We start from the raw sequence: 22,855 nt of genomic DNA, 5'->3' as shown, positions 1-22,855 counted from the left end.
GGGCGATCCCAGGTGTGCTGGCCGACACTCAAGTTCGGCCAATACGAATTGCCCGCCACAGGGGCGGGCAAGAAAATTCAGGCTCCCCGATAAGACCGCTATCGGTGTAGCCCTTGAACCCGAAAGTTCAAGGTGGAGATTGCAGGGGGCGTTAAGGCTTTCCGTCGGGCGGACATGCACACCGGCCCCAGCGTGCAACCCCCGTGGTTGTGCGTATCGGCTCAGGGACATAACCGACTGGCGCATCCCCCAGGGAGTGGCGCCAGTATACCAATCTCAGCCGATTTTGGTATCCGTGTCGTCGGACAAAGCCTGATCCACCCTTTCCAGCAAGTCGCGCACCTGCTCGCGGGTGGTGCCGCCGGCCGGCGCATCGTTGCGGTCTTCCTGGCGGTGCAGCATTTCGTGAGTGATGTTCAACGCTGCCATCACCGCGATGCGGTCGGCGCCAATCACCTTGCCGCTGCTGCGGATCTCGCGCATCTTGCCGTCCAGGTAGCGCGCAGCGCTGACCAGGTTGTTGCGCTCTTCCGGCGGGCAGATGATCGAGTACTCCTTGTCGAGAATCTGCACGGTGACGCTATTGCTTGAACTCATGAGTCTTGCTCCAGAGCCTTGAGGCGCAAAATCATCGACTCGACTTTGCGCTTGGCGATCTCGTTCTTTTCGATGAGGTGGGCGCGCTCTTCGCGCCAGGATTTTTCCTGAGCTACTAGGAGTGCATTTTGCCGTTTTAGTTGCTCGACACGTTCGATCAGCAACTCGAATCGGCTCATCAGTGCCTGCAGGTCGTTCTCTTGCGTGGGTTGCACTCGCTTCGCTCCGTCGTTGAGTCACCTGGTGATGATGCCTCTCCCTGGGCGGCAACGGCCAGTGCCGATGGTCTTGGCGCGCCTGCCGGTGCTAGGATACAAGGTCTCCATTCTAGTCATTGCGCCGTCTGGCGCCTAGCTGCCCATGCCCAATACCCAATCGCCCTACATCGCCTTCGCCATGCTGCTTTCGAGCAATGGCCACCCTGTCACCCCGGCCGAGCTGCACGGCCTGCTGATCGGCCGCAGCTGCGCCGGTGCCGGCTTTGACGCCGATGCCTGGCTGGCCGATGCCGCCCAATTGCTGGAAACCGAGCCCGGCGACACCGTACGCAACGCCCTGGTCGGCCTGCAGGAAATGGTCAAGGGCGAGCTGACCAGCGACGAGATGGCGATCGTCCTGCTGCTGCCCTCCGACGACGCCGCACTGACTGACCGCGCCACCGCGCTGGGCCAGTGGTGCCAGGGGTTCATTACCGGTTTCGGCCTGAACGCCGGTGGCAAGGACTTGTCCGACGAGGCCAAGGAAGTGCTGCAGGACCTGGTGGCCATTTCCCAGGTCCAGGAAGCCCTCGAAGAGTCCGAAGACGGCGAGAGCGACTACATGGAAGTCATGGAATACCTGCGCGTGGCGCCCCTGCTGCTGTTCTCCGAGCTGGCCAAGCCGGCCGCACCCGCGCCCAAGCCATCGCTGCACTGATCAACCGGGGGTAGTCTGCCCATGAGCCACATTCCCAAGGCCGAGTATGCCCGTCGGCGCAAGGCGCTGATGGCGCAGATGGTCCCCAACAGCATCGCCATCCTGCCCGCCGCCGCGGTTGCCATTCGCAACCGCGACGTCGAGCATGTGTACCGCCAGGACAGCGATTTCCAGTACCTCAGCGGCTTCCCTGAGCCAGAGGCGGTGATTGCACTGATACCGGGGCGCGAACATGGCGAGTACGTGCTGTTTTGCCGTGAACGCAACCCCGAGCGCGAGCTGTGGGACGGCCTGCGGGCTGGCCAGGAAGGCGCGGTGCGCGATTTTGGCGCCGACGATGCCTTCCCCATCACTGACATCGACGAGATCCTGCCGGGCCTGATCGAAGGCCGCGAGCGGGTCTACAGCGCCATGGGCAGCAACCCCGAGTTCGACCGCCGGCTGATGGACTGGATCAACGTGATCCGCTCCAAGGCGCGCCTGGGCGCCCAGCCGCCGAACGAGTTCGTTGCGCTGGATCATCTGCTGCACGACATGCGCCTGTATAAATCGGCGGCAGAAGTGAAGGTAATGCGCGTGGCCGCAGACATCTCGGCACGGGCCCACGTGCGGGCCATGCAGGCTTGCCGCGCCGGGTTGCACGAATACAGCCTGGAAGCCGAGCTGGACTACGAGTTCCGCAAGGGCGGGGCGAAGATGCCTGCCTATGGTTCGATTGTCGCGGCCGGGCGCAATGGCTGCATCCTGCACTATCAGCAGAACGACGCCCCGCTCAAGGATGGCGACCTGGTGCTGATCGACGCTGGCTGTGAAATCGACTGCTACGCCAGCGACATCACCCGCACCTTCCCGGTCAGCGGGCGCTTCTCGCCCGAGCAGAAGGCCATCTACGAGCTGGTACTCAAGGCCCAGGCGGCGGCATTTGCGGTAATCGCCCCCGGCAAACACTGGAACCACGCACACGAGGCAACCGTGCGGGTCATCACCGAGGGCCTTGTGGAGCTGGGCCTGCTGACCGGTGAGGTGCAGGCGCTGATCGACAGCGAGGCTTATCGCGCCTTCTACATGCACCGTGCTGGCCATTGGCTGGGCATGGATGTGCACGATGTGGGCGATTACAAGGTGGGCGGCGAGTGGCGGGTGCTGGAACCCGGCATGGCACTGACCGTCGAACCGGGTATCTACATTGGCGCCGACAATCAGGCCGTGGCCAAGAAATGGCGCGGCATTGGGGTAAGGATCGAGGACGACGTGGTAGTGACCAGGCAAGGTTGTGAAATCCTGACTTCCGGCGTGCCGCGCACGGTTGCCGAGATCGAGGCGCTGATGCAGGCGGCCCGCAAGGACGCGGCATGAATCGGGTGAACCTGGCGATCATCGGCGGTGGCCTGGTAGGTGCAAGCCTGGCCTTGGCCCTGCAGGCCGGGGCCAAGACGCGTGGCTGGAAGATCCTGCTGATCGAGCCGTTCGCCCCCGGCGACAGCTTCCAGCCTAGCTACGATGCACGCTCGTCGGCGTTGTCGTTCGGCACTCAGCAGATCTACCAGCATTTGGGCCTGTGGCAGGCGATTGGCCGCCGCGCCGAGCCGATCCGGCAAATTCACGTGTCCGACCGTGGCCGCTTTGGCGCGACCCGCCTGGATGCCCAGGAAGAGGGCGTGCCGGCACTGGGCTACGTGGTGGAAAACGCCTGGCTTGGCCAGTGCCTGTGGCAAGGGCTGGACAGCGAGGTGGTGAGTTGGCGCTGCCCGGCGGAAGTGACCTCGATGCAAGCCATCGAAGGCGGCTACCGCCTGCACCTGAACGACGACACCCAACTGGAGTGCGACCTGGCGATACTGGCCGACGGTGGCCGCTCTGGCCTGCGTGAGCAGCTGGGTATCCACGTGCGCCACACGCCTTATCAACAGAGCGCGTTGATCGCCAATATCACCCCAGGCGAAGCCCACGCAGGCCAGGCCTTCGAACGCTTCACCGAAGAAGGCCCCATGGCCCTGCTGCCACTGCCGGATAACCGCTGCGCCTTGGTCTGGACCCGTCAGGGCATGGATGCGCGGCGTTTGGCCGACATCGACGAGCGCAACTTCCTGCGCGAGCTGCAGGGCGTGTTCGGCTACCGCCTGGGCGCGCTGCGCCAAGTTGGCGCGCGGCATCTCTACCCACTGTCATTGATCGAGGCCCAGGAGCAGGTGCGCCCGCACCTGGTAGTACTGGGCAACGCCGCGCACAGCCTGCACCCCATCGCCGGCCAGGGCTTCAACCTGTCGCTGCGTGACGTGCAGTCGCTGGCCGAGGCGCTGCTGGCCGGCCCGCAGCAGCCTGGCGACCTGACCACGCTGCAGGCCTACCACCAGCGCCAGCGCCTGGACCAGGCCCTGACTATCGGCTTCTCCGACCAGGTCACCCGTCTGTTCGGCAGCAACCAGCCGTTGCTGGCCGCCGGGCGCAACCTTGGCCTGCTCGGCCTTGACCTGCTGCCACCGGCAAAAAGCTGGTTCGCCCGCCAGGCCATGGGCCTGGGCACCCGCCCCGATCCGCGGGGCCAGGCATGAGCAACCCGCGTAAACTGGCGCGCCGGGCGCGCATGCTGCGCTGGATATTGAACCTTTACCCGCCATACCTGGGCGCCGGTATCCGTGTGCAGCACATCAGCCCGGACCTGCGCAGCGTCAAGGTGGCGATGAAACTGACACGCTGGAACCGCAACTACGTCGGTACCCAGTTTGGTGGCAGCCTGTATGCGATGGTCGACCCGTTCTACATGCTGCTGCTGATCGAGCAGTTGGGGCGCGACTACATCGTCTGGGACAAGGCCGCCAGCATCGATTTCATTTCGCCGGGCAAAGGCCCGGTGTATGCCGAATTCCACGTCGATGACGCGCTGCTGGACGACATTCGCCAGCAGACCGCCACCGGCAAGAAGTGCCTGCCGCGTTTGCAGGTCGATATCCGCGATGGCGCCGGCGAGCTGGTGGCGCGGGTCGATAAAACCCTATACGTGCGGCTAAAGCCGCAAGCGAGGCTGGCGTAAGGCATGGAAATGCGCGCAGATCTGTTGATTGTCGGTGCCGGTATGGTCGGCAGCGCCCTGGCCCTGGCGTTGCGCCATAGCGGCCTGCAAATCCTGTTGCTCGATGGCGGCCCGCTGTCGGTCAAGCCGTTCGATGCCCAGGCCCCGTTCGAGCCACGCGTCAGTGCGCTGTCGGCCGCCAGCCAACGTATTCTCGAGCGCCTCGGCGCCTGGGACGGCATTGCCCAGCGGCGTGCCACGCCGTACTCGGACATGCATGTGTGGGATGGCAGCGGCACCGGCCAGATTCACTTCTCGGCGGCCAGCGTGCATGCCCAGGTGCTCGGCCATATCGTCGAGAACCGGGTGGTGCAGGACGGCCTGTTGGAGCGCCTGCACGACAGCGACATCGGCCTGCTGCCCAATGCACGGCTGGAGCAGCTGCGCCGCTCTGGCGATGAGTGGCTGCTGACCCTGGCCGATGGCCGGCAGCTGCGTGCACCGCTGGTGATCGCAGCCGATGGCGCCAACTCGGCAGTGCGGCGCCTGGCCGGTTGCGAAACCCGCGAGTGGGATTACCTGCACCATGCCATTGTCACTAGCGTGCGCTGCAGTGCCGGGCACCAGGCCACGGCCTGGCAGCGGTTTACCGATGAAGGGCCACTGGCTTTCCTGCCGTTGACCCGTGATGGCCAGCAGGACTGGTGCTCGATTGTCTGGTCGACCACGCCGGAGCATGCCGAGCAGCTGATGGCGCTGGATGAAGCGGCCTTCCTGAAGGCCTTGGAACGGGCCTTCGAGGGGCGCCTGGGCGATGTGCTGCAGGCTGACCCACGGGTGTGCGTGCCGCTGCGCCAGCGCCATGCCAAGCGCTATGTGGATGAAGGCCTGGTGTTGATCGGCGATGCGGCGCACACCATTCACCCGCTGGCCGGGCAGGGCGTGAACCTGGGCTTCCTCGATGCGGCGGTGCTGGCCGAGGTGCTGGTCAATGCCTGCGAGCGTGGGGAGCGGCTGGCGGACGTGAAGGTGCTGAGCCGTTACGAACGGCGGCGTATGCCGCACAATTTGGCGCTGATGGCGGCCATGGAAGGGTTCGAGCGGTTGTTCCAGGCCAACCCGCTGCCGTTGCGCTGGTTGCGTAACAGCGGCTTGAAGCTGGTGGAGCAGATGCCGGAAGCCAAGGCGCTGTTTGTGCGGCAGGCTCTCGGCTTGACCGGGGATCTTCCTGATCTCGCCAAGGCCTGAAGGCCGTGCGCGATCCCTTGTAGGAGCAGCCTTGTGCTGCGAAGAGGCCAGTCAAACCAACCAATTTATCAGATCGGGCTGGCGGCCCTTTCGCAGCACAAGGCTGCTCCTACAGGGGGCGGTGCAAGCTCTGCAACATCCAGTAACGGCTAGGTAGATGAGCCAGAAAATGGGATTCACTACCATTTGCACCTCTCAAACGATCCGAGGAGTGCTTTCCATGTTGCCACGCAAGCCCCTACTGGCCGCCCTGGCCCTGACTTTGTTCGCCGGCACCGCCCAGGCAGCGGACGAAGTGGTGGTGTACTCCTCGCGCATCGACGAGCTGATCAAGCCAGTGTTCGATGCCTATACCGCCAAGACCGGGGTCAAGGTCAAGTTCATCACCGACAAGGAAGCCCCGCTGATGCAGCGCATCAAGGCCGAGGGCGACAACGGCGTGGCCGACCTGCTGCTGACCGTCGATGCAGGCAACCTGTGGCAGGCCGAGCAAATGGGCATCCTGCAGCCGATCAAGTCCGACATCATCGACCAGAACATCCCGCCGCAGTACCGCGCCTCGTCCCATGACTGGACCGGCCTGAGCCTGCGCGCGCGCACCATCATCTACTCCACTGAGCGGGTCAAGCCGGCGGAACTGAGCACCTACGAAGCCTTGGCCGACAAGCAGTGGGAAGGCCGCCTGTGCCTGCGCACGGCGAAGAAGGTGTACAACCAGTCGCTCACCGCCACCCTGATCGAAACCCACGGCGAGGCCAAGACCGAGCAGATCGTCAAAGGCTGGGTCAACAACCTGTCCACCGACGTGTTCTCCGACGACAACGCGGTAATCCAGGCCATCGAGGCTGGCCAGTGCGACGTGGGCGTGGTCAACACCTACTACTACGGCCGCCTGCACAAGCAGAATCCGAACCTGCCGGTGAAGATCTTCTGGCCCAACCAGGGTGACCGTGGTGTGCACGTCAACTTGTCGGGGATTGGCCTGACCAAGCATGCGCCACACCCGGAGGCGGCGAAAAAGCTGGTGGAATGGATGACCGGCGAAGAGGCGCAGAAGCTGTTTGCCGACATCAACCAGGAGTTCCCGGCCAACCCGAAGGTCAAGCCATCGGATGAAGTGGCTGCGTGGGGCAGCTTCAAGGCCGACACCATTCCGGTGGAGATTGCCGGCAAGCGCCAGGCTGAGGCCATCCGCCTGATGGATCGGGCTGGCTACAACTAAGCGCCAGGCTTTATCCTTCCGAGGGCCTGCAAAGGCCCTTTCGCGGGTAAACCCGCTCCTACAGGGGACCGCACAAGGCTTGAATGCTGCGCGGTCCCTGTAGGAGCGGGTTCACCCGCGAACGACCGCAAAGCGGTCGCAAATCAGCCACAGAGACATCCAACTTGCCCCACACCCCCCAACGCCGCTGGTACCTCCCAGTCTCCCTGATCGCCGCCCTGGTCCTCCTGCCCCTCAGCGTCCTGCTGCTGTCGTGGCAAACCATCGACATGCAGATCTGGTCGCACTTGCTCGACACCCAGATGACCCGCCTGCTGGGCAATACCCTGACCCTGGTGGTCGGCGTGGGCATCGGCGTCACCGTGCTGGGTGTCAGCCTGGCCTGGCTCACCAGCCTCTGCGAGTTCCCCGGCCGGCGCTGGCTGGATTGGGCGCTGATGCTGCCGTTCGCCATCCCGGCCTACGTACTGGCGTTCGTCTTCGTCGGCCTGCTGGACTTCGCAGGCCCCGTGCAAAGTGCCCTGCGTGAAGTATTCGGGCCTATGCGCCTGCCGCGGGTGCGTTCCACCGGCGGGGTCATCATCGTCCTGGTGCTGGTGTTCTACCCCTATGTCTACCTGCTGGCGCGCACCGCCTTCCTGGCCCAGGGCAAGGGCCTGATGGAAGCCGCGCGGGTGCTGGGCCTGTCGCCCTTGCAGGCATTCTGGCGCGTGGCCCTGCCCATGGCGCGCCCAGCTATCGGTGCCGGTATCGCCCTGGCGCTGATGGAAACCCTGGCCGACTTCGGTGCGGTGGCGGTGTTCAACTTCGATACCTTCACCACCGCCATCTACAAGACCTGGTACGGCTTCTTCAGCCTGTCCAGTGCAGCCCAGCTGGCCAGCCTGCTGCTGCTGGCTGTGATGCTGGTGCTGTACGGCGAGCGCCGCGCCCGGGGCGCCAGCCGTAGCGGCAACGAGCGGCCACGGGCGCAGGCGCTGTACCACCTGCGCGGGCTCAAGGCGCTGCTGGCCAGTGGCTGGTGCCTGCTGGTGTTCGCCTGCGCCTTCGTCATCCCGCTGCTGCAACTGCTGGCGTGGTTCTGGCAGCGCGGTCGGCATGACCTGGACGAACGTTACGTCGGCCTGGTGTTGCACACCTTGTACCTCGGCGGTATGGCAGCGCTGGTCACAGTGTGCGTGGCACTGCTGCTGGCGTTTGCCCGGCGACAGGCGCCAACGGGCGGTATTCGCGCTGGTGTCGGCCTGGCCAACCTGGGCTATGCCTTGCCCGGTTCGGTGCTGGCAGTGTCGATCATGCTGGCCTTCAGTTACCTCGACAATCACCTGGTCATTCCACTGTCCAGTTGGCTGGGTGGGGCCGGCAAGCCGCTGCTGTTAGGTAGCCTCTCGGCGTTGTTGCTGGCCTATCTGGTGCGCTTCATTGCGGTGGCCTACGGGCCGCTGGAAAGCAGCCTGGAGCGTATTCGCCCATCACTACCCGAGGCATCGCGCAGCCTGGGCGTCGGTGGCGCGAGATTGTTTTTCAAGGTGTATCTGCCGCTGCTGGTGCCCGGTGCCCTGAGTGCCGCGCTGCTGGTGTTTGTCGACGTGCTCAAGGAGATGCCAGCCACCTTGCTGATGCGCCCGTTCGGCTGGGATACCCTTGCCGTACGCGTGTTCGAGATGACCAGCGAAGGTGAGTGGGCGCGTGCCTCGCTGCCGGCATTGACCTTGGTACTGGTTGGCCTGCTGCCGGTCATCGGCCTGATCCGCCGTTCGGCACGTCGACCCGGTCACAGCTACTGAGGATGCCAGCTTGCGACCTTGCGGCTACAATGCGCGGCATTCGCGCGGCGGGTGTTAAACAAGAAGAGCTGACGACCCACGTCATCGACCGCCGCCGCTTCGCCACGCCCGGAAGGAGAAACCCATGGGACAGCGCACGCTTTTGTATGACCTGCACCTGGCGCTAGGCGCCAAGACGGTCGATTTTGGTGGCTGGGACATGCCCCTGCACTATGGCTCGCAGGTCGAGGAGCACCATCAGGTGCGCAGCGACTGCGGCGTCTTTGATGTTTCCCACATGACCGTGATCGATGTCGACGGCACTGATGCCACCGTCTGGCTGCAGCGCTTGCTGGCCAACGACGTGGCCCGCCTCGACGAAACCGGCAAGGCGCTGTACAGCCCGCTGCTGCAAGAGCAGGGCGGGGTCATCGACGACCTGATCGTCTACCGCACGGAAACCGGCTACCGCCTGGTGACCAACGCCGCCACCCGGGCCAAGGTGCTCGACTGGCTGCAAGTGCAGCGCGGCGGTTTTGCCGTGGACTTCCAGGTTCGCCCCGACCTGGCCATCCTCGCCATCCAGGGGCCGCATGCCCGTGAAAAGGTCGCGGCCCTGCTCAGCCCCGCGCGCGCTGCGCTTATCCGCGAGTTGCGCCCGTTCGAGGGCGTTGCCGAAGGCGACTGGTTCATTGCCCGCACCGGTTATACCGGTGAAGACGGCCTGGAGATCATCTTCCCGGGTGAGCAGGCCGTGGCCTTCTTCAACGACCTGGTCGGCGCCGGTATCGCCCCCAGCGGCCTTGGCGCCCGCGATACCCTGCGCCTTGAAGCCGGCATGAACCTGTACGGCCAGGACATCGACGAAACTCACACCCCGCTCACCTCCAACCTGGGCTGGAGCATCGCCTGGGAGCCGGCCGAGCGCGACTTCATCGGCCGCGCCGGCCTGCTGGCGGAAATCGAGCACGGTGTGCAGGAAAAACTGGTTGGCCTGGTGCTGGAAGAGCGCGGCGTGCTGCGTGCCCACCAGGTGGTGCGTGTATCCGGCATTGGCGAAGGGGAGATCACCAGTGGTAGTTTCTCGCCTACGCTGAGCAAGTCCATTGCGCTGGCGCGCGTACCCATGGCTACCGGTGACCGGGCCGAGGTGGAAATTCGCGGCAAGTGGTACCCGGTGCGGGTGGTCAAACCGACCTTCGTGCGCCACGGCAAGATCCTGATTTGAACAACTTATAACCGGCGGGCGTACCGCTGAGCCAATCGAGGAATTCATTACATGAGCACTATCCCCGCCGAACTGCGTTTTGCCGAAAGCCACGAGTGGGCCCGCCTGGAGGCCGACGGCACTGTGACCGTGGGCATCAGCGACCACGCCCAGCAAGCCTTGGGTGACGTGGTGTTCGTCGAACTGGCCGAAGTCGGCAAGGTGTTCGCCGCTGGCGACGCTGCTGGTGTGGTCGAGTCGGTCAAGGCCGCTTCGGACATCTATGCCCCGGTTGGTGGCGAAGTGATTGCGGTCAACGAAGAGCTGGCCGATAGCCCGGAGCAGCTCAACGAAGAACCTTACGGCGCGTGGATCTTCAAGCTGAAGCCAAGCAACCCGGCCGAGCTGGACAAGCTGCTGGATGCTGATGCCTATAAGGCCGCGATCGGCGAGTAAGACCGCGTCGCCTGCTTCGCGGCTAAAGCCGCTCCTACACAGGTACAGCGCCGCATTCGAGACCGGTGCAGCCCTGTAGGAGCGGCTTTAGCCGCGAAGAGGCCAGCCCTGCAAACAAGTTTCCCCGCACAATCGGCAATCCCTTCCTAGACTTGTAAGTCTCCATGAGAGCTGGCCTAGGAAGAGAGCGTCGTCATGTCCCAGTCGCCATCCCTGCATCAACTGCAAGAGCTCAACCCGTTCCTGCGTCGCCACCTGGGCCCTGATGCCACAGAGCAGCAGGCCATGCTCAACGCGCTGGGCGTCGCCAGCCGCAACGAGCTGATCGAGCAGACCGTACCGCCAGACATCCGCCTCAATCGCCCCCTCGACCTGCCAGCGGCGCTGGACGAGCAGGCCGCGCTGGCCAAGCTCGCCGGCTACGCCGCACAGAACCAGGTCTGGACCAGCCTCATCGGCATGGGCTACCACGGCACCATCACCCCCACGGTCATCCTGCGCAACGTGCTGGAAAACCCCGGCTGGTATACCGCCTATACGCCCTACCAGCCCGAGATTGCCCAAGGCCGGCTGGAGGCGCTGCTGAACTTCCAGCAAATGGTCATCGACCTCACCGGGCTGGCCCTGGCCAATGCCTCGCTGCTCGACGAAGCCACCGCCGCCGCCGAGGCCATGGCCCTGGCCAAGCGGGTGGCGCGCAACAAGAGCAATGCCTTCTTCGCCGACGAGCATTGCCACCCGCAGACCCTGTCGGTACTGAAGACCCGCGCCGAGGGTTTCGGCTTCGAGCTGATCGTCGATTCTGTGGATAACCTTGGCAAACACGCGGTGTTCGGCGCTTTGCTGCAGTACCCCGACACCCACGGCGAAGTGCGCGACCTGCGCCCGCTGGTCGACCATCTGCACAGCCAGCATGCCCTGGCCTGCGTGGCCGCCGACCTGCTCAGCCTGGTGGTACTCACGCCACCTGGGGAGCTGGGTGCCGATGTGGTACTGGGCTCGACCCAGCGTTTTGGCGTGCCGATGGGCTACGGCGGCCCGCACGCGGCCTATTTTGCTTGCCGCGACGACTACAAGCGGGCCATGCCGGGGCGCATCATCGGGGTGTCGCGCGATGCCCGTGGCAACACCGCACTGCGCATGGCCCTGCAGACCCGCGAGCAGCATATCCGCCGCGAGAAGGCCAACTCCAACATCTGCACGGCCCAGGTGCTGCTGGCCAATATGGCTGGCTTCTACGCGGTGTATCACGGCCCGGAAGGCCTGCAACGCATCGCCCAGCGCGTGCACCGGCTGACCTTCATACTGGCCGCCGGCCTTGAAGCCAAAGGCATCAAGCGCCTCAACCAGCATTTCTTCGACACCCTTACCCTGGATGTCGGCGGTGCCCAGGCGGCCATCATCGAAAGCGCCGAAGCCGCGCAGATCAACCTGCGCATCCTCGGCCGCGGGCACCTGGGCGTGAGCCTGGACGAAACCTGCAACGAACAGACGGTGCTGCGCCTGCTCGACATCTTCCTGGGGGTGGATCACGGCCTGCAGATCGATGCCCTCGATCAGTTGGCCCTGCCCGAAGGTATTCCCGCCAATCTGGTGCGGCGCACGCCGTTCCTGGCCCACCCGGTGTTCAACCTGCACCACAGCGAAACCGAAATGCTGCGCTACCTCAAGCAGCTGGAGAACAAGGACCTGGCGCTGAACCAGTCGATGATCCCGCTGGGCTCATGCACCATGAAACTCAACGCCACCAGCGAGATGATCCCCATCACCTGGCCTGGGTTTGCCCAGCTGCACCCGTTCGCCCCGGCGGGCCAGGCCACCGGCTACAAGGCGATGATCGACGAACTGGAAAGCTGGCTGTGCGCGATCACCGGCTTCGATGCCATCTGCATGCAGCCCAACTCCGGTGCCCAGGGCGAGTATGCAGGCCTGATGGCAATTACCCGCTATCACCGCAGCCGCCACCAGCCGCTACGCACGCTGTGCCTGATCCCGTCGTCGGCCCACGGTACCAACCCGGCGTCGGCGCAAATGGCCGGCATGGAGGTAGTGATCGTCGACTGCGACAACGATGGCAACGTCGACCTGGCCGACCTCAAGGCCAAGGCCCATGCAGCCGGTGAGCGTTTGTCGTGCCTGATGATTACCTACCCGTCGACCCACGGCGTGTACGAAGAGGGCATTCGCGAAATCTGCGAAGTGGTGCACCAGCACGGCGGCCAGGTGTACATGGATGGCGCCAACCTCAATGCCCAGGTGGGCTTGGCGCGCCCGGCCGACATCGGTGCCGACGTTTCGCACATGAACCTGCACAAGACGTTTTGCATCCCCCACGGCGGTGGCGGCCCGGGCATGGGGCCGATCGGTATCCGTGCGCACCTCAAGCCGTTCGTCGCCAGCCACCCGGTGGTGCCGGTGCCCGGCCTGGACCCGAACAACAGCGCGGTCAGCGCCGCGCCCTGGGGCAGTGCGAGCATCTTGCCGATCAGCTGGATGTACATCGCCATGATGGGCCCGCAGCTGGCCGATGCCAGCGAGGTGGCGATCCTTTCGGCCAACTACCTGGCCAGCCAGCTGGGCGGTGCCTTCCCGGTGCTCTACCGCGGGCGCAACCAGCGCGTGGCACATGAGTGCATCCTCGACCTGCGGCCATTGAAGGCGCTGACCGGCATCACTGAAGAAGACGTGGCCAAGCGCCTGATGGATTACGGCTTCCACGCGCCGACCATGTCGTTCCCGGTGCCGGGCACGCTGATGGTGGAGCCGACCGAGAGCGAGTCCAAGGCCGAACTGGACCGGTTTGTCGAGGCGATGCTGGCGATCCGGGCGGAAATTGGCGAAGTGCAGGAGGGTAACTGGCCGGCGGAGAACAACCCGCTCAAGCATGCGCCGCATACCCTGGCAGATGTGCTGGCGGTGTGGGACAGGCCGTATAGCCTGGAGCAGGCGGTGGCGCCCAGTGCTCACGTGCGCCAGCACAAATACTGGCCGGCGGTGAACCGGGTCGATAACGTGTATGGGGACAGGAACCTGTTCTGTGCTTGCGTGCCGGTGGAGGCTTATCGCTGAGATCGGGGGCCGCTTTGCGGCCCATCGCGACACAAGGCCGCTCCTACAAGGGTACGCGATCCCCTGTAGGAGCGGCCTTGTGTCGCGAAAGGGGTGCAAAGCACCCCCAAGGATTTAATCGGCTACCGCATTCTTGGCCAAGATGGCATTGGCCAGCTCCATGTCGGAAGCCTGCAGCCCCGGGTTCTCCGCCCGTGCCTGGCGCATTGCCGCTTCCAGGAACGGCCCGCGGATCGCGCCCTCGCTGGCGACGAAGCTGCTGGCGTCATCCTGCGCGGCCAGGACCAGCTTGTGATCACCCGAAGTCAGGTAGCTCGATGCCGTGGTAGCACCGGTAGTCATCACGTTACGCCAGAAGGTATCGGCCATGGCCGAGCCAATAGGCAGCGAAAGCAAGGCAGCGGCGGCGATGGCAGTTTTGAGACGCATGTTGAAACACCTCGAAGGGTGAGGGTTGAAGATGCGCGTTTGGATCTTTTCAAGCGAGGCAAGTTCCTGAATACAAGAGGCTTTTCGTCAGTTGCAGACGCGCAGCACTTCTTCCGCACGCGTTTGCCCACTGGCCACTTTGGCCTCGCCGCAACGGCGCAGGTCTACCAGGCCATCGGCCAGTGCCTGGCGCCGTAAACGGGTCAGGTCGGCGCTCGGGCCGATCAATGCCCGCAGGCTTTCGCTGGGCTTTAGCAGTTCGAACAAACCCGAGCGCCCATGAAAGCCGGTGCCACGGCAGGTTCGGCAGGTGGCTGATGTATCCGCCTGGCAGTCCGGGCAGACGGTGCGCACCAGCCGCTGGGCCATGACCCCAACCAGTGTCGCCCTGATCAGGTAGTCGGCCACACCCAGCTCTTGCAGGCGGGTGATTGCCGAACAGGCGTCGTTGGTATGCAGGGTCGACAGCACCAGGTGCCCGGTCAGGGCCGCCTGTACGGCCACCAGGGCGGTCTCGCGGTCGCGAATTTCGCCGATCATGATGATATCAGGGTCCTGGCGCAGCATGGCCCGCACACCGTTGGCAAAGCCCAGGTCCAGGGCAGGCTGCACCTGCAGCTGGTTGAACGCCGGCTCCAGGCGTTCGATCGGGTCTTCGATGGTGCACAAGTTGACCTGCGGCGTGGCCAGCAGCTTGAGGCTGGCGTAAAGCGTGCTGGTCTTGCCGGAGCCAGTGGGGCCGGTGACCAGGATGATGCCCTGGCGCTGGCGCAGCAGGCTCTGCCACTGGGCCAGTTGCTGGCCATCCAGGCCCAGGCGGTCGAACCCCTCGTTCAACTGTTGCGGGTCGAACAGGCGCAGTACCAGCTTTTCGCCAAACGGAGTAGGCAAGGTCGACAAGCGCAGCTCCACCTCGCCACCGCCTGGCAGGCGGCTTTGCAGCCGGCCATCTTGCGGGCGGCGCTTTTCCGCGACGTCCATGCGCCCCAGGTGTTTCAGGCGGCTGACCAGCGCCAGGGTTACCCCGGCGGGGAAGGCATACACACTGTGCAGCAGGCCGTCGATGCGGTAGCGCAACTGGCCCTGCCCGCGGCGTGGCTCCAGGTGGATATCGCTGGCGCGCTGCTCGATCGCGTACTGCAACAGCCAGTCGACGATATGCACGATGTGCGCGTCATCGGCGCTGGCCTCGGTTTGGCGCTTGCCCAGTTCCAGCAACTGTTCAAGTTCACCCAGGCTGGCCGACTGCTGGTATTGCGCACCTTTTACCGACTGCGCCAGGCGCTGGAACGACTGCCCTGACTGGCGAATCTGCAGCGGGCTGGCCAGCACGCGACGGATCGGCCTGCCGAGGCTGCGGGCCAGGTCTGCCTGCCAGTCATCCTGATAGGGCTGGGCGCTGGCGACGCTGACGCTGGAGGCGTCGGCGGCGACGATGAGGATGCCGTGGCGCTGGGCGAAGGCGGGGGATATCAGGCCGGCGACCTGGGGTAAATCGAGTTGCATCGGGTCGATGCGCAGGTAGGGCTGGCCGACTTTGTTGGCCAGCCATTGGCATAGGCGGTCCAGGTCCAGAAGCTGGCCGGGGTGTTGGCGGTCTTCCAGACCACTGGCGGCGATCTGCTCCAGTGGGTGGCCGGTGGGGTGGGCAGCGGCGTGTTCAAGTACACGCTGGGCGTCGTTGGCGTACAGGTGCTGGTCGGCGAGCAGGGCCTGGAGCACGCGCTTGAGGTCGAGTGCCGGGTTTTCGGGGGTGTGCATGATGGGCGTCCGTGCCTGATGGGGGAGTGCTGATCAAGGCTAGCCGGGAGGGGGGAGGTTGGTGGCGGTGAAGGGTTTCGGGATTTTGCGTTGCCTGTACCGGCCCTTTCGCGGGTAAACCCGCTCCTACAAGGTACTGCACAGCATTCAAGGCCTGTGCGATCCCTGTGGGAGCGGGTTTACCCGCGAAGAGGCCCGAACAGGCGCAGCAAAAGGCTCAGACCACCGCCAACTCCACCCGCTGCAAATTGCTCAAGCTCACCTCACCCACACACACCAGGTTACGCAGTTTCTGCGCAATCACCTCGGCCCGGTGCCAGCTCAGGCCGCCGATACCCACTTCGATATCCAGCCAGTCATCCTGCTGGCTGACCTGCACGCTGTGCGGGGTCAGAAACTGCAGGGCAAACAGGTTGAGCACCCGGCACAGGCTGTCGGGCTCGGCTTCCGCCTGCAGGCGGTAGTGCACAGTGCTGTGGGCGTTGTTGGCGGCCCAGGCGTCGGTACGGGGCTGTGCGTTCATGCTGGTCTCCGCAAATGTGGGAGAAATTCTTGCAGGTTGGCGGCGGTATTTTTTCGCTATGATTTGATCATTTCGCTTCAGTGTCGAATTGATCAATTCAAAAGCCAATGTAATGGAGAATTAATAATGCACAGCGAGCTGGATGCCTACGACCGGCGCATTCTCGAACTGCTGCAAGAGGACGCTTCGCTGTCCAGCGCACAGATCGCCGAGCGTGTGGGGTTGTCACAATCGCCGTGCTGGCGGCGCATTCAGCGCTTGAAGGAGGAGGGGGTGATACGCGGGCAGGTGACCTTGCTGGACCGCAAGAAGGTCGGCCTGAACACGCAGATTTTCGCCGAGGTGAAACTGAACGCCCACGGGCGCTCCAATTTCACCGAGTTCACCGAGGCGATCCGCGGGTTTCCGGAGGTGCTGGAGTGTTATGTGCTGATGGGGGCGGTGGACTTCTTGCTGCGCATCGTTACCTCGGATATCGAGGCTTATGAGCGGTTCTTCTTCGAAAAGCTGTCGAACGTGCCGGGGATTCAGGAGGTGAACTCGATTGTGGCGCTTTCAGAGATCAAGTCCACCACTAGCCTGCCACTTTCGCGGTGAGGCCGCTTCGGACCCGCTGACGCGGCCCCCTGTAGGAGCGGCCTTGTGTCGCGAAAGGGCCGCAAAGCGGCCCCAGCAATATCTGCTTGATGCACATATCCTGGGGGCGCTTCGCACCCCTTTCGCGACACAAGGCCGCTCCTACAGGGGACCGCGTCAGCTTTCAGAAGGGCTCAAGCCTTGAGCAGGTGCTTCCAGCCGCGGCTCTGATCCACTGCCCGAGCCTGTTCGATACGCGCCTCCAGCACTTCATCGCTGATCGGCAGCTCAGCCAGCTCATGCAGCTTTTTCAGGTCGCCATACAGGCGGTCCATCTGCGGTGCTTCCAGTACCTGGCGAGCGTGGTGCAGCCAGGCCAGCAGCTGTTCGATACGCGGCAGCTGCTCGGCCAAGTCTTCCGGGCGCTGGGTATACAGAGGCAGCTTCAAGGCACGGCCTTCCTCGCCCAACAGGTGCGCCATCCAGCTGGCCAGCTGCGCCTTGCCCTGGCGTTCGCCACGGCCCTTGCGCTCCACGGTCCAGGCACGGGCCAGCAGCCAGCGCGAGGTTTCCAGCGAGAACTGGCCCCAGCGCACGTCTTCAAGCTCTTCGGCGAACTGCTCGGGTGCAGCGCGGCGGATGTCTTCGTCATCGTTGCCGGCCTGTACCAGCGGGCGCCAGTCTTCCAGCAGGGCATCAAGGCTGCTGCGCAGGTCGCGGGTGGTGGCGCGCGGTGCGGCCTGGCCCAGGCTGGCGGTGAGGGCGCGCAGCTCGCTCAGGCACTCGACCCAGTCCTGCAGCAGGCGCCAGTGGCCGTTGTGGCGGTATTGCTCGGCCAGGCGCTGGCTGCTGCCCAGCAGTTGCAAGGCCAGGGCGGCGTAGGCGTGGTCCACGGCCATTTCGGCTTCCAGCTCGGTGTGCGGCAGGCCCAGCTCGTAGCTGTCCGGCTCCAGCAGGCGGTAGCCACGCTCGGCCTTGCTGATGTCGCAAGGCATCAGCGGCAGGCTGGCGGCCAGCTCGGCGGCCAGCTCCAGCAGTGCCTGCGGCTCACCTTCGCGCAATTCCAGCTCCAGCTCGCAGATTTCTTCCTTGCGCTTGCCGGCAACCACAAAGCCCTGGTCCAGCGCGGCCTCGATCACCACCTTGCTCTTGCCACGGCCCCAGGCGATTTCGGCGAATTCACGGGTGAAGTCGGTGGTGAACAGTGGCTTGATGGTCTTTTTGTCCAGCTCAGCCAGTTGCTCGGGCCAGCAGGTGGCGTCGAGCTTTTTCAGGTCGAGCTTGGCCTTGTCCAGGTTCCACTCGTACTCGTTGCGCTCGGACAGGCCCGCCACGCTGGTGCCGCGGCACTTGAGGGTCTGGATGACCACATCGCCATCGCGGCGCAGGCGCAGGGCGACACGCGCGGCAGACAGCTCGCGCTCGGGGGTGTCGAAGTACTGGTTGGTCAGTTCGCGGGTCTGCCAGCCGGACTTGTTGCGCTTTTTCAGCAGAGGGTGCTCGCGCAGGGCGGCAAGGGTCTCGCGGCTGGCGCGGAGCTTGAGTTCGGTTTCTTTGTGCATCACAGACTCGAAGGAGGGGGCGTGGTTGGCAAGGAGTTTACAGCAGTCGGCTGAGGTCTGTTGGATCGTGGTGGTTTCTTCGCGGGTAAACCCGCTCCCACAGGTAATGTGCTGCCCTCAGGTACTATGCGATCCCTGTGGGAGCGGGTTTACCCGCGAAGAAGCCCACACGGTGGGGCGGCATTGCTATGATGGGCAACGCTTCCGAGGAGTACGCGCATGCCGTTGCCGACGCTGAAAGACCAGTTTGCCGCCTTGATCGCCGCGCCTTCGGTCAGTTGCACCCAGCCTGCGCTGGACCAGTCCAACCGCCAGGTCATCGACCTGCTGGCCGGCTGGCTGGGCGACCTGGGTTTCAAATGCGATATCCAGCAGGTTACGCCCGGCAAGTTCAACCTGCTGGCCAGCCGTGGCACCGGGCCGGGCGGCCTGGTACTGGCCGGGCACAGCGACACCGTACCCTATGACGAACAACTGTGGGCCAGCGACCCGCTGAAGCTGACCGAGACCGATGGCCGTTGGATTGGCCTGGGCAGCTGCGACATGAAGGGCTTCTTCGCCCTGGTCATCGAAGCGGTCATCCCGCTGCTGGAGCACGACTTCAAGCAGCCGCTGCTGATCCTCGCCACCTGTGACGAAGAAAGCTCCATGTCCGGCGCCCGTGCCTTGGCCGAGGCCGGCCAGCCACTCGGCCGTGCGGCGGTGATCGGCGAGCCTACCGGGCTGCGGCCAATTCGCATGCACAAGGGCATCCTCATGGACCGCATCGACATCCTCGGGCGCAGCGGCCATTCGTCGGACCCAAGCCTGGGCCGCAGCGCCATGGAGGCCATGCACGCGGTAATGGGCGAGTTGATGGGCCTGCGCCAGCAATGGCAGCAAACCTTCCGCAACCCGCAATTCACCGTGCCGACCCCGACCATGAACTTCGGCTGCATTCACGGCGGCGACAACCCCAACCGCATCTGTGGCCAGTGCGCCCTGGAGTTCGACCTGCGGCCACTGCCGGGCATGGACGTTGAGCAGCTGCGTGCTGCCATTCGCGAGAAGCTGGTGCCGGTGGCCGAGCGCCATGACGTGCGCATCGACTATGCACCGCTGTTCCCCGAGGTGCCGCCATTCGAGCAGGCCGCTGACGCCGAGCTGGTGCAAGTGGCGGAACGCCTGACCGGCCATCGCGCCGAAGCGGTGGCATTCGGCACCGAAGCGCCTTATCTTCAGCAGCTGGGCTGCCAGACCATCGTGCTGGGCCCCGGCGATATCGCCTGTGCCCACCAGCCTGGCGAATACCTTGAAATGTCACGAATCGAGCCTACCGTGCGTCTATTGCGTGACCTGATCCGGCACTATTGCCTGCACTAAACGTCAATCGAACTGATTCGTTCCTGCCTAGAGGAGACCGCGCGTGACCGCAAGCCTGTTCCGACGATGATCCTGAACGCCCCGTAATCGCCGTTCTCCGTCCACTTATCCACAGGCCCTGTCATGCCCGACTACGTCAACTGGCTGCGTCATGCCTCCCCGTACATCAATGCCCATCGCGACTGCACCTTCGTGGTCATGCTCCCCGGTGATGGGGTGGAACACCCTAATTTCGGCAACATCGTCCACGACCTGGTGCTGCTGCACAGCCTGGGCGTGCGCCTGGTGCTGGTGCATGGTTCGCGCCCGCAGATCGAAAGCCGCCTGGCCGAGCGCGGCCTGACCCCGCACTACCACCGTGGCATGCGCATCACCGATGCCGCCACCCTGGACTGCGTGATCGATGCTGTCGGCGCTTTGCGCCTGGCCATCGAGGCGCGCCTGTCGATGGACATTGCCGCCTCGCCGATGCAGGGTTCACGCCTGCGCGTGGCGTCCGGCAACCTGGTCACGGCGCGGCCGATTGGCGTGCTGGAAGGGGTGGACTACCACCACACCGGCGAAGTGCGCCGGGTCGACCGCAAGGGCATCAGCCGCCTGCTCGACGAGCGCTCCATCGTGCTGCTGTCGCCGCTGGGCTACTCGCCAACCGGGGAAATCTTCAACCTGGCTTGCGAAGACGTCGCCACCCGCGCCGCCATCGAGCTGGGGGCCGACAAGCTGCTGTTGTTCGGTGCCGAGCCGGGCCTGCTGGACGCCGACGGCAAGCTGGTACGCGAGCTGCGCCCGCAGCAGGTTGCCCCGCACTTGCAGCGCCTGGGCAGCGATTACCAGGGTGAGTTGTTGGATGCCGCTGCCGAGGCCTGCAAAGGCGGTGTGGCGCGTAGCCATATCGTCAGCTATGCCGAGGACGGCGCGCTGCTGACCGAGCTGTTCACCCGGGGTGGTGGCGGTACGCTGGTGTCGCAGGAGCAATTCGAAGTGGTGCGCGAGGCGACCATCGAGGACGTCGGTGGCTTGCTGGAGCTGATCAGCCCGCTGGAAGAGCAGGGCATCCTGGTGCGCCGTTCGCGTGAGGTGCTGGAGCGGGAGATCGAGCAATTCAGTGTGGTTGAGCGCGAAGGCATGATCATCGCCTGTGCGGCGCTGTACCCGATTGCCGATTCCGAGGCCGGGGAGCTGGCGTGCCTGGCGGTGAACCCGGAATACCGCCATGGCGGGCGAGGGGACGAGCTGCTGGAGCGCATCGAGAGCAGAGCGCGGCAGATGGGGCTGAATACCTTGTTTGTGCTTACCACGCGGACAGCGCACTGGTTCCGTGAGCGTGGGTTTGCGCCGAGTGGGGTTGAGCGGCTGCCGGCGGCGCGGGCATCGCTGTACAACTACCAGCGTAATTCGAAGATTTTCGAGAAGTCCCTGTAGGGATCCAGACTGTTGTGCGGTCCCTGTAGGAGCGGCCTTGTGTCGCGATAGGGGTGCGAAGCGCCCCCAGGATTTGTGCATCAAGCTGATATTGCCGGGGCCGCTTTGCGGCCCGATCGCGACACAAGGCCGCTCCTACAGGGGACCGAGTCGCCTGGAAACCAATGAAAAACGCCGCCCTTGGGGGCGGCGTTTTTGTTTACACGGTATGCAGGTACCAGTTGTACTCGAGGTCGGAGATCGAATGCTCGAACTCCTCCAGCTCGCTCTCCTTGCACGCGACGAAGATGTCGATGTACTTCGGATCGATGTACTTGTTCAGGATCTCGCTGTCGTCCAGCTCGCGCAGGGCATCGCGCAGGTTGTTCGGCAGGCTCTGCTCCAGCTGCTCGTACGAGTTGCCTTCGATTGGTGCGCCAGGCTCGATCTTGTTGGTCAGGCCATGGTGCACGCCCGCCAGCACGGCAGCCATCATCAGGTACGGGTTGGCGTCGGCACCGGCTACGCGGTGTTCGATGCGCACGGCATCGGCCGAGCCGGTCGGCACGCGCAGGGCCACGGTACGGTTGTCCAGGCCCCAGCTTGGCGCATTCGGTACGTAGAACTGCGCGCCAAAGCGGCGGTACGAGTTGACGTTCGGGCAAAGGAACGCCATGGACGCAGGCAGGGTCTCGAGCACACCGCCGACAGCGTGACGTAGCGCGGCGTTCTGCTCGGGATCCTCGCTGGTGAAGATGTTGTTGCCATCTTTGTCCAGCACGGAAATGTGTACATGCAGGCCGTTGCCTGCCTGGCCCGGGTAGGGCTTGGCCATGAAGGTGGTGTCCATTTCATGGTCGTAGGCGATGTTCTTGATCAACCGCTTGAGCAGTACCGCGTAGTCGCAGGCCTTGAGCGGGTCTGCCACGTGGTGCAGGTTGACTTCGAACTGCGCCGGGGCGCTTTCCTTGACGATGGCGTCGGCCGGGATGCCTTGCTCTTTCGCGCCTTCCAGGATGTCCTGCAGGCAGTCGGCATATTCGTCGAGGTCGTCGATCAGGTACACCTGGGTCGACTGCGGGCGCTTGCCCGAAATTGGCGAGCGTGGTGGCTGCGGGCGGCCATTCACGTTCTCCTGGTCGATCAGGTAGAACTCCAGCTCGAATGCGGCGCAGATGGTCAGGCCCATATCGGTGAACTTGCTCACCACCTGACGCAGCACTTCACGCGGGTCAGCGAAGAACGGCTCGCCTTCGATCTCGTGCATGGTCATCAGCAGCTGGGCGGTAGGGCGTTTTTGCCACGGCTCATTACAGAGCGTGTCGGGGATTGGATAGCAGATGCGGTCAGCATCGCCGATGTCCAGGCCCAGCCCGGTGCTTTCGACGGTGGAACCGTTGATGTCCAGGGCGAAGAGGGAGGCAGGCAGGTTGATGCCTTTCTCGTAAACCTTGTGGAGGCTGGTGCGCTCGATGCGCTTGCCACGCACCACACCATTCATATCTGCAATCAGAAGGTCAACGTAGAGAACCTCAGGATGTTCCTTAAGGAACGCGTTCGCTTCGTTAAGCTGAACGGCACGCGGGGGTACCGACATGATGCAACACCTTTGTTGTTAAAAATATCAATCAAGGGGGGCTTGCAAGACCAGTCAATCGAAAAGCCCTACTGATGTCAAGCCAACCCCATGATGCCCTGAAATGGCACATCTACGGCAGATTTGCTGCATATCGGGGCGTGCCATTATCCGC

Annotated in this window: 20 protein-coding genes and 1 other RNA gene; 13 read left to right on the top strand and 8 right to left on the bottom strand. The window is 64.2% G+C overall.

Annotation, left to right across the window (positions count from 1 at the left end; genetic code table 11):
- Nucleotides 1-79 precede the first annotated feature (79 nt).
- From ssrS to ACIP1G_RS01430, 3 genes are all read right to left on the bottom strand, one after another.
- Nucleotides 80-259, bottom strand: a non-coding RNA gene (gene ssrS / locus ACIP1G_RS01440) — 6S RNA.
- Nucleotides 260-276: 17 nt separating this feature from the next.
- Nucleotides 277-597, bottom strand: coding sequence for a cell division protein ZapA (locus tag ACIP1G_RS01435; protein WP_346644961.1), 321 nt, complete (start codon nucleotides 595-597; stop codon nucleotides 277-279).
- Complete coding sequence (locus tag ACIP1G_RS01430) at nucleotides 594-776, bottom strand: TIGR02449 family protein (RefSeq protein WP_029886233.1); 183 nt, start codon at nucleotides 774-776, stop codon at nucleotides 594-596. The genes ACIP1G_RS01435 and ACIP1G_RS01430 overlap by 4 nt, the downstream gene beginning before the upstream one ends.
- Nucleotides 777-957: 181 nt before the next feature.
- Between ACIP1G_RS01430 and ACIP1G_RS01425 the strand changes: the two genes are divergently transcribed.
- The 10 genes from ACIP1G_RS01425 to gcvP all read left to right on the top strand — a co-directional run bounded on the left by ACIP1G_RS01425 (nucleotide 958) and on the right by gcvP (nucleotide 13,490).
- The gene (locus ACIP1G_RS01425) at nucleotides 958-1,512 is read left to right on the top strand and encodes a YecA family protein (protein ID WP_400732918.1); all 555 of its coding nucleotides are present in this window, start codon (nucleotides 958-960) and stop codon (nucleotides 1,510-1,512) included.
- A 21-nt stretch (nucleotides 1,513-1,533) separates the two neighbouring features.
- Nucleotides 1,534-2,868, top strand: a complete 1,335-nt coding sequence (gene pepP, locus ACIP1G_RS01420) for a Xaa-Pro aminopeptidase (RefSeq protein ID WP_400732915.1) — start codon at nucleotides 1,534-1,536, stop codon at nucleotides 2,866-2,868.
- Nucleotides 2,865-4,064, top strand: a complete 1,200-nt coding sequence (ubiH, locus tag ACIP1G_RS01415) for a 2-octaprenyl-6-methoxyphenyl hydroxylase (protein WP_400732913.1) — start codon at nucleotides 2,865-2,867, stop codon at nucleotides 4,062-4,064. The genes pepP and ubiH overlap by 4 nt, the downstream gene beginning before the upstream one ends.
- Nucleotides 4,061-4,543, top strand: coding sequence for a DUF4442 domain-containing protein (locus tag ACIP1G_RS01410; RefSeq protein ID WP_400732911.1), 483 nt, complete (start codon nucleotides 4,061-4,063; stop codon nucleotides 4,541-4,543). Before ubiH ends, ACIP1G_RS01410 begins: the two co-directional genes overlap by 4 nt.
- 9 nt (nucleotides 4,544-4,552) lie before the next feature.
- Entirely contained in the window at nucleotides 4,553-5,770 is a 1,218-nt protein-coding gene (locus ACIP1G_RS01405; protein WP_400733145.1) for a 2-octaprenyl-3-methyl-6-methoxy-1,4-benzoquinol hydroxylase, read from the top strand.
- Nucleotides 5,771-5,990: 220 nt separating this feature from the next.
- Nucleotides 5,991-6,992 carry an extracellular solute-binding protein gene (locus ACIP1G_RS01400; RefSeq protein WP_400732908.1) on the top strand — a complete coding sequence of 334 codons (1,002 nt, stop codon included), beginning with the start codon at nucleotides 5,991-5,993 and terminating at the stop codon, nucleotides 6,990-6,992.
- A 164-nt stretch (nucleotides 6,993-7,156) separates the two neighbouring features.
- Nucleotides 7,157-8,779 (top strand): ABC transporter permease, encoded by a 1,623-nt coding sequence (locus ACIP1G_RS01395; RefSeq protein ID WP_400732906.1) that lies wholly within the window; start codon nucleotides 7,157-7,159, stop codon nucleotides 8,777-8,779.
- 124 nt (nucleotides 8,780-8,903) lie between these two features.
- Nucleotides 8,904-9,986, top strand: coding sequence for a glycine cleavage system aminomethyltransferase GcvT (gene gcvT, locus ACIP1G_RS01390; RefSeq protein WP_400732904.1), 1,083 nt, complete (start codon nucleotides 8,904-8,906; stop codon nucleotides 9,984-9,986).
- 51 nt (nucleotides 9,987-10,037) lie between these two features.
- Nucleotides 10,038-10,421: a glycine cleavage system protein GcvH gene (gene gcvH / locus ACIP1G_RS01385; RefSeq protein WP_400732902.1), complete on the top strand. Its 384-nt coding sequence runs from the start codon at nucleotides 10,038-10,040 to the stop codon at nucleotides 10,419-10,421.
- 195 nt (nucleotides 10,422-10,616) lie between these two features.
- Nucleotides 10,617-13,490 carry an aminomethyl-transferring glycine dehydrogenase gene (gene gcvP, locus ACIP1G_RS01380; protein WP_400732900.1) on the top strand — a complete coding sequence of 958 codons (2,874 nt, stop codon included), beginning with the start codon at nucleotides 10,617-10,619 and terminating at the stop codon, nucleotides 13,488-13,490.
- A gap of 114 nt (nucleotides 13,491-13,604) precedes the next feature.
- Here the strand turns inward: gcvP and ACIP1G_RS01375 are convergent, their stop codons facing one another.
- The 3 genes from ACIP1G_RS01375 to ACIP1G_RS01365 all read right to left on the bottom strand — a co-directional run bounded on the left by ACIP1G_RS01375 (nucleotide 13,605) and on the right by ACIP1G_RS01365 (nucleotide 16,203).
- On the bottom strand, nucleotides 13,605-13,919 hold the full coding sequence (locus ACIP1G_RS01375; RefSeq protein WP_400732897.1) for a DUF2388 domain-containing protein: 315 nt from the start codon (nucleotides 13,917-13,919) through the stop codon (nucleotides 13,605-13,607).
- An 87-nt stretch (nucleotides 13,920-14,006) separates the two neighbouring features.
- Nucleotides 14,007-15,680, bottom strand: coding sequence for a GspE/PulE family protein (locus ACIP1G_RS01370; RefSeq protein WP_400732895.1), 1,674 nt, complete (start codon nucleotides 15,678-15,680; stop codon nucleotides 14,007-14,009).
- 217 nt (nucleotides 15,681-15,897) lie between these two features.
- Nucleotides 15,898-16,203 (bottom strand): hypothetical protein, encoded by a 306-nt coding sequence (locus ACIP1G_RS01365; protein WP_346644949.1) that lies wholly within the window; start codon nucleotides 16,201-16,203, stop codon nucleotides 15,898-15,900.
- Between the two features lie 126 nt (nucleotides 16,204-16,329).
- On the opposite strand from ACIP1G_RS01365, the gene ACIP1G_RS01360 reads away from it, so the two are divergent.
- A complete protein-coding gene (locus ACIP1G_RS01360) occupies nucleotides 16,330-16,800 on the top strand; it encodes an Lrp/AsnC family transcriptional regulator (RefSeq protein ID WP_003253717.1) in 471 nt (156 codons plus the stop codon).
- Nucleotides 16,801-16,973: 173 nt separating this feature from the next.
- Here ACIP1G_RS01360 and ACIP1G_RS01355 read toward each other — a convergent pair whose 3' ends face one another.
- Nucleotides 16,974-18,341 carry a CYTH domain-containing protein gene (locus ACIP1G_RS01355; RefSeq protein ID WP_400732892.1) on the bottom strand — a complete coding sequence of 456 codons (1,368 nt, stop codon included), beginning with the start codon at nucleotides 18,339-18,341 and terminating at the stop codon, nucleotides 16,974-16,976.
- A gap of 219 nt (nucleotides 18,342-18,560) precedes the next feature.
- Between ACIP1G_RS01355 and argE the strand changes: the two genes are divergently transcribed.
- Nucleotides 18,561-19,703, top strand: a complete 1,143-nt coding sequence (gene argE / locus ACIP1G_RS01350; protein WP_400732890.1) for an acetylornithine deacetylase — start codon at nucleotides 18,561-18,563, stop codon at nucleotides 19,701-19,703.
- 123 nt (nucleotides 19,704-19,826) lie between these two features.
- Nucleotides 19,827-21,125 carry an amino-acid N-acetyltransferase gene (gene argA / locus ACIP1G_RS01345; RefSeq protein WP_400732888.1) on the top strand — a complete coding sequence of 433 codons (1,299 nt, stop codon included), beginning with the start codon at nucleotides 19,827-19,829 and terminating at the stop codon, nucleotides 21,123-21,125.
- A 199-nt stretch (nucleotides 21,126-21,324) separates the two neighbouring features.
- On the opposite strand, the gene ACIP1G_RS01340 is transcribed toward argA, so the two are convergent.
- A complete protein-coding gene (locus ACIP1G_RS01340) occupies nucleotides 21,325-22,701 on the bottom strand; it encodes a glutamine synthetase family protein (protein ID WP_400732886.1) in 1,377 nt (458 codons plus the stop codon).
- Between the last annotated feature and the right edge of the window lie 154 nt (nucleotides 22,702-22,855).

Origin of the sequence: Pseudomonas sp. NPDC089392 (genome assembly GCF_044749595.1) — a bacterium.
Classification (GTDB): domain Bacteria; phylum Pseudomonadota; class Gammaproteobacteria; order Pseudomonadales; family Pseudomonadaceae; genus Aquipseudomonas.
Note: the sequence above shows the minus strand (reverse complement) of the source record. Positions and strands in the feature narration are given on the sequence as shown.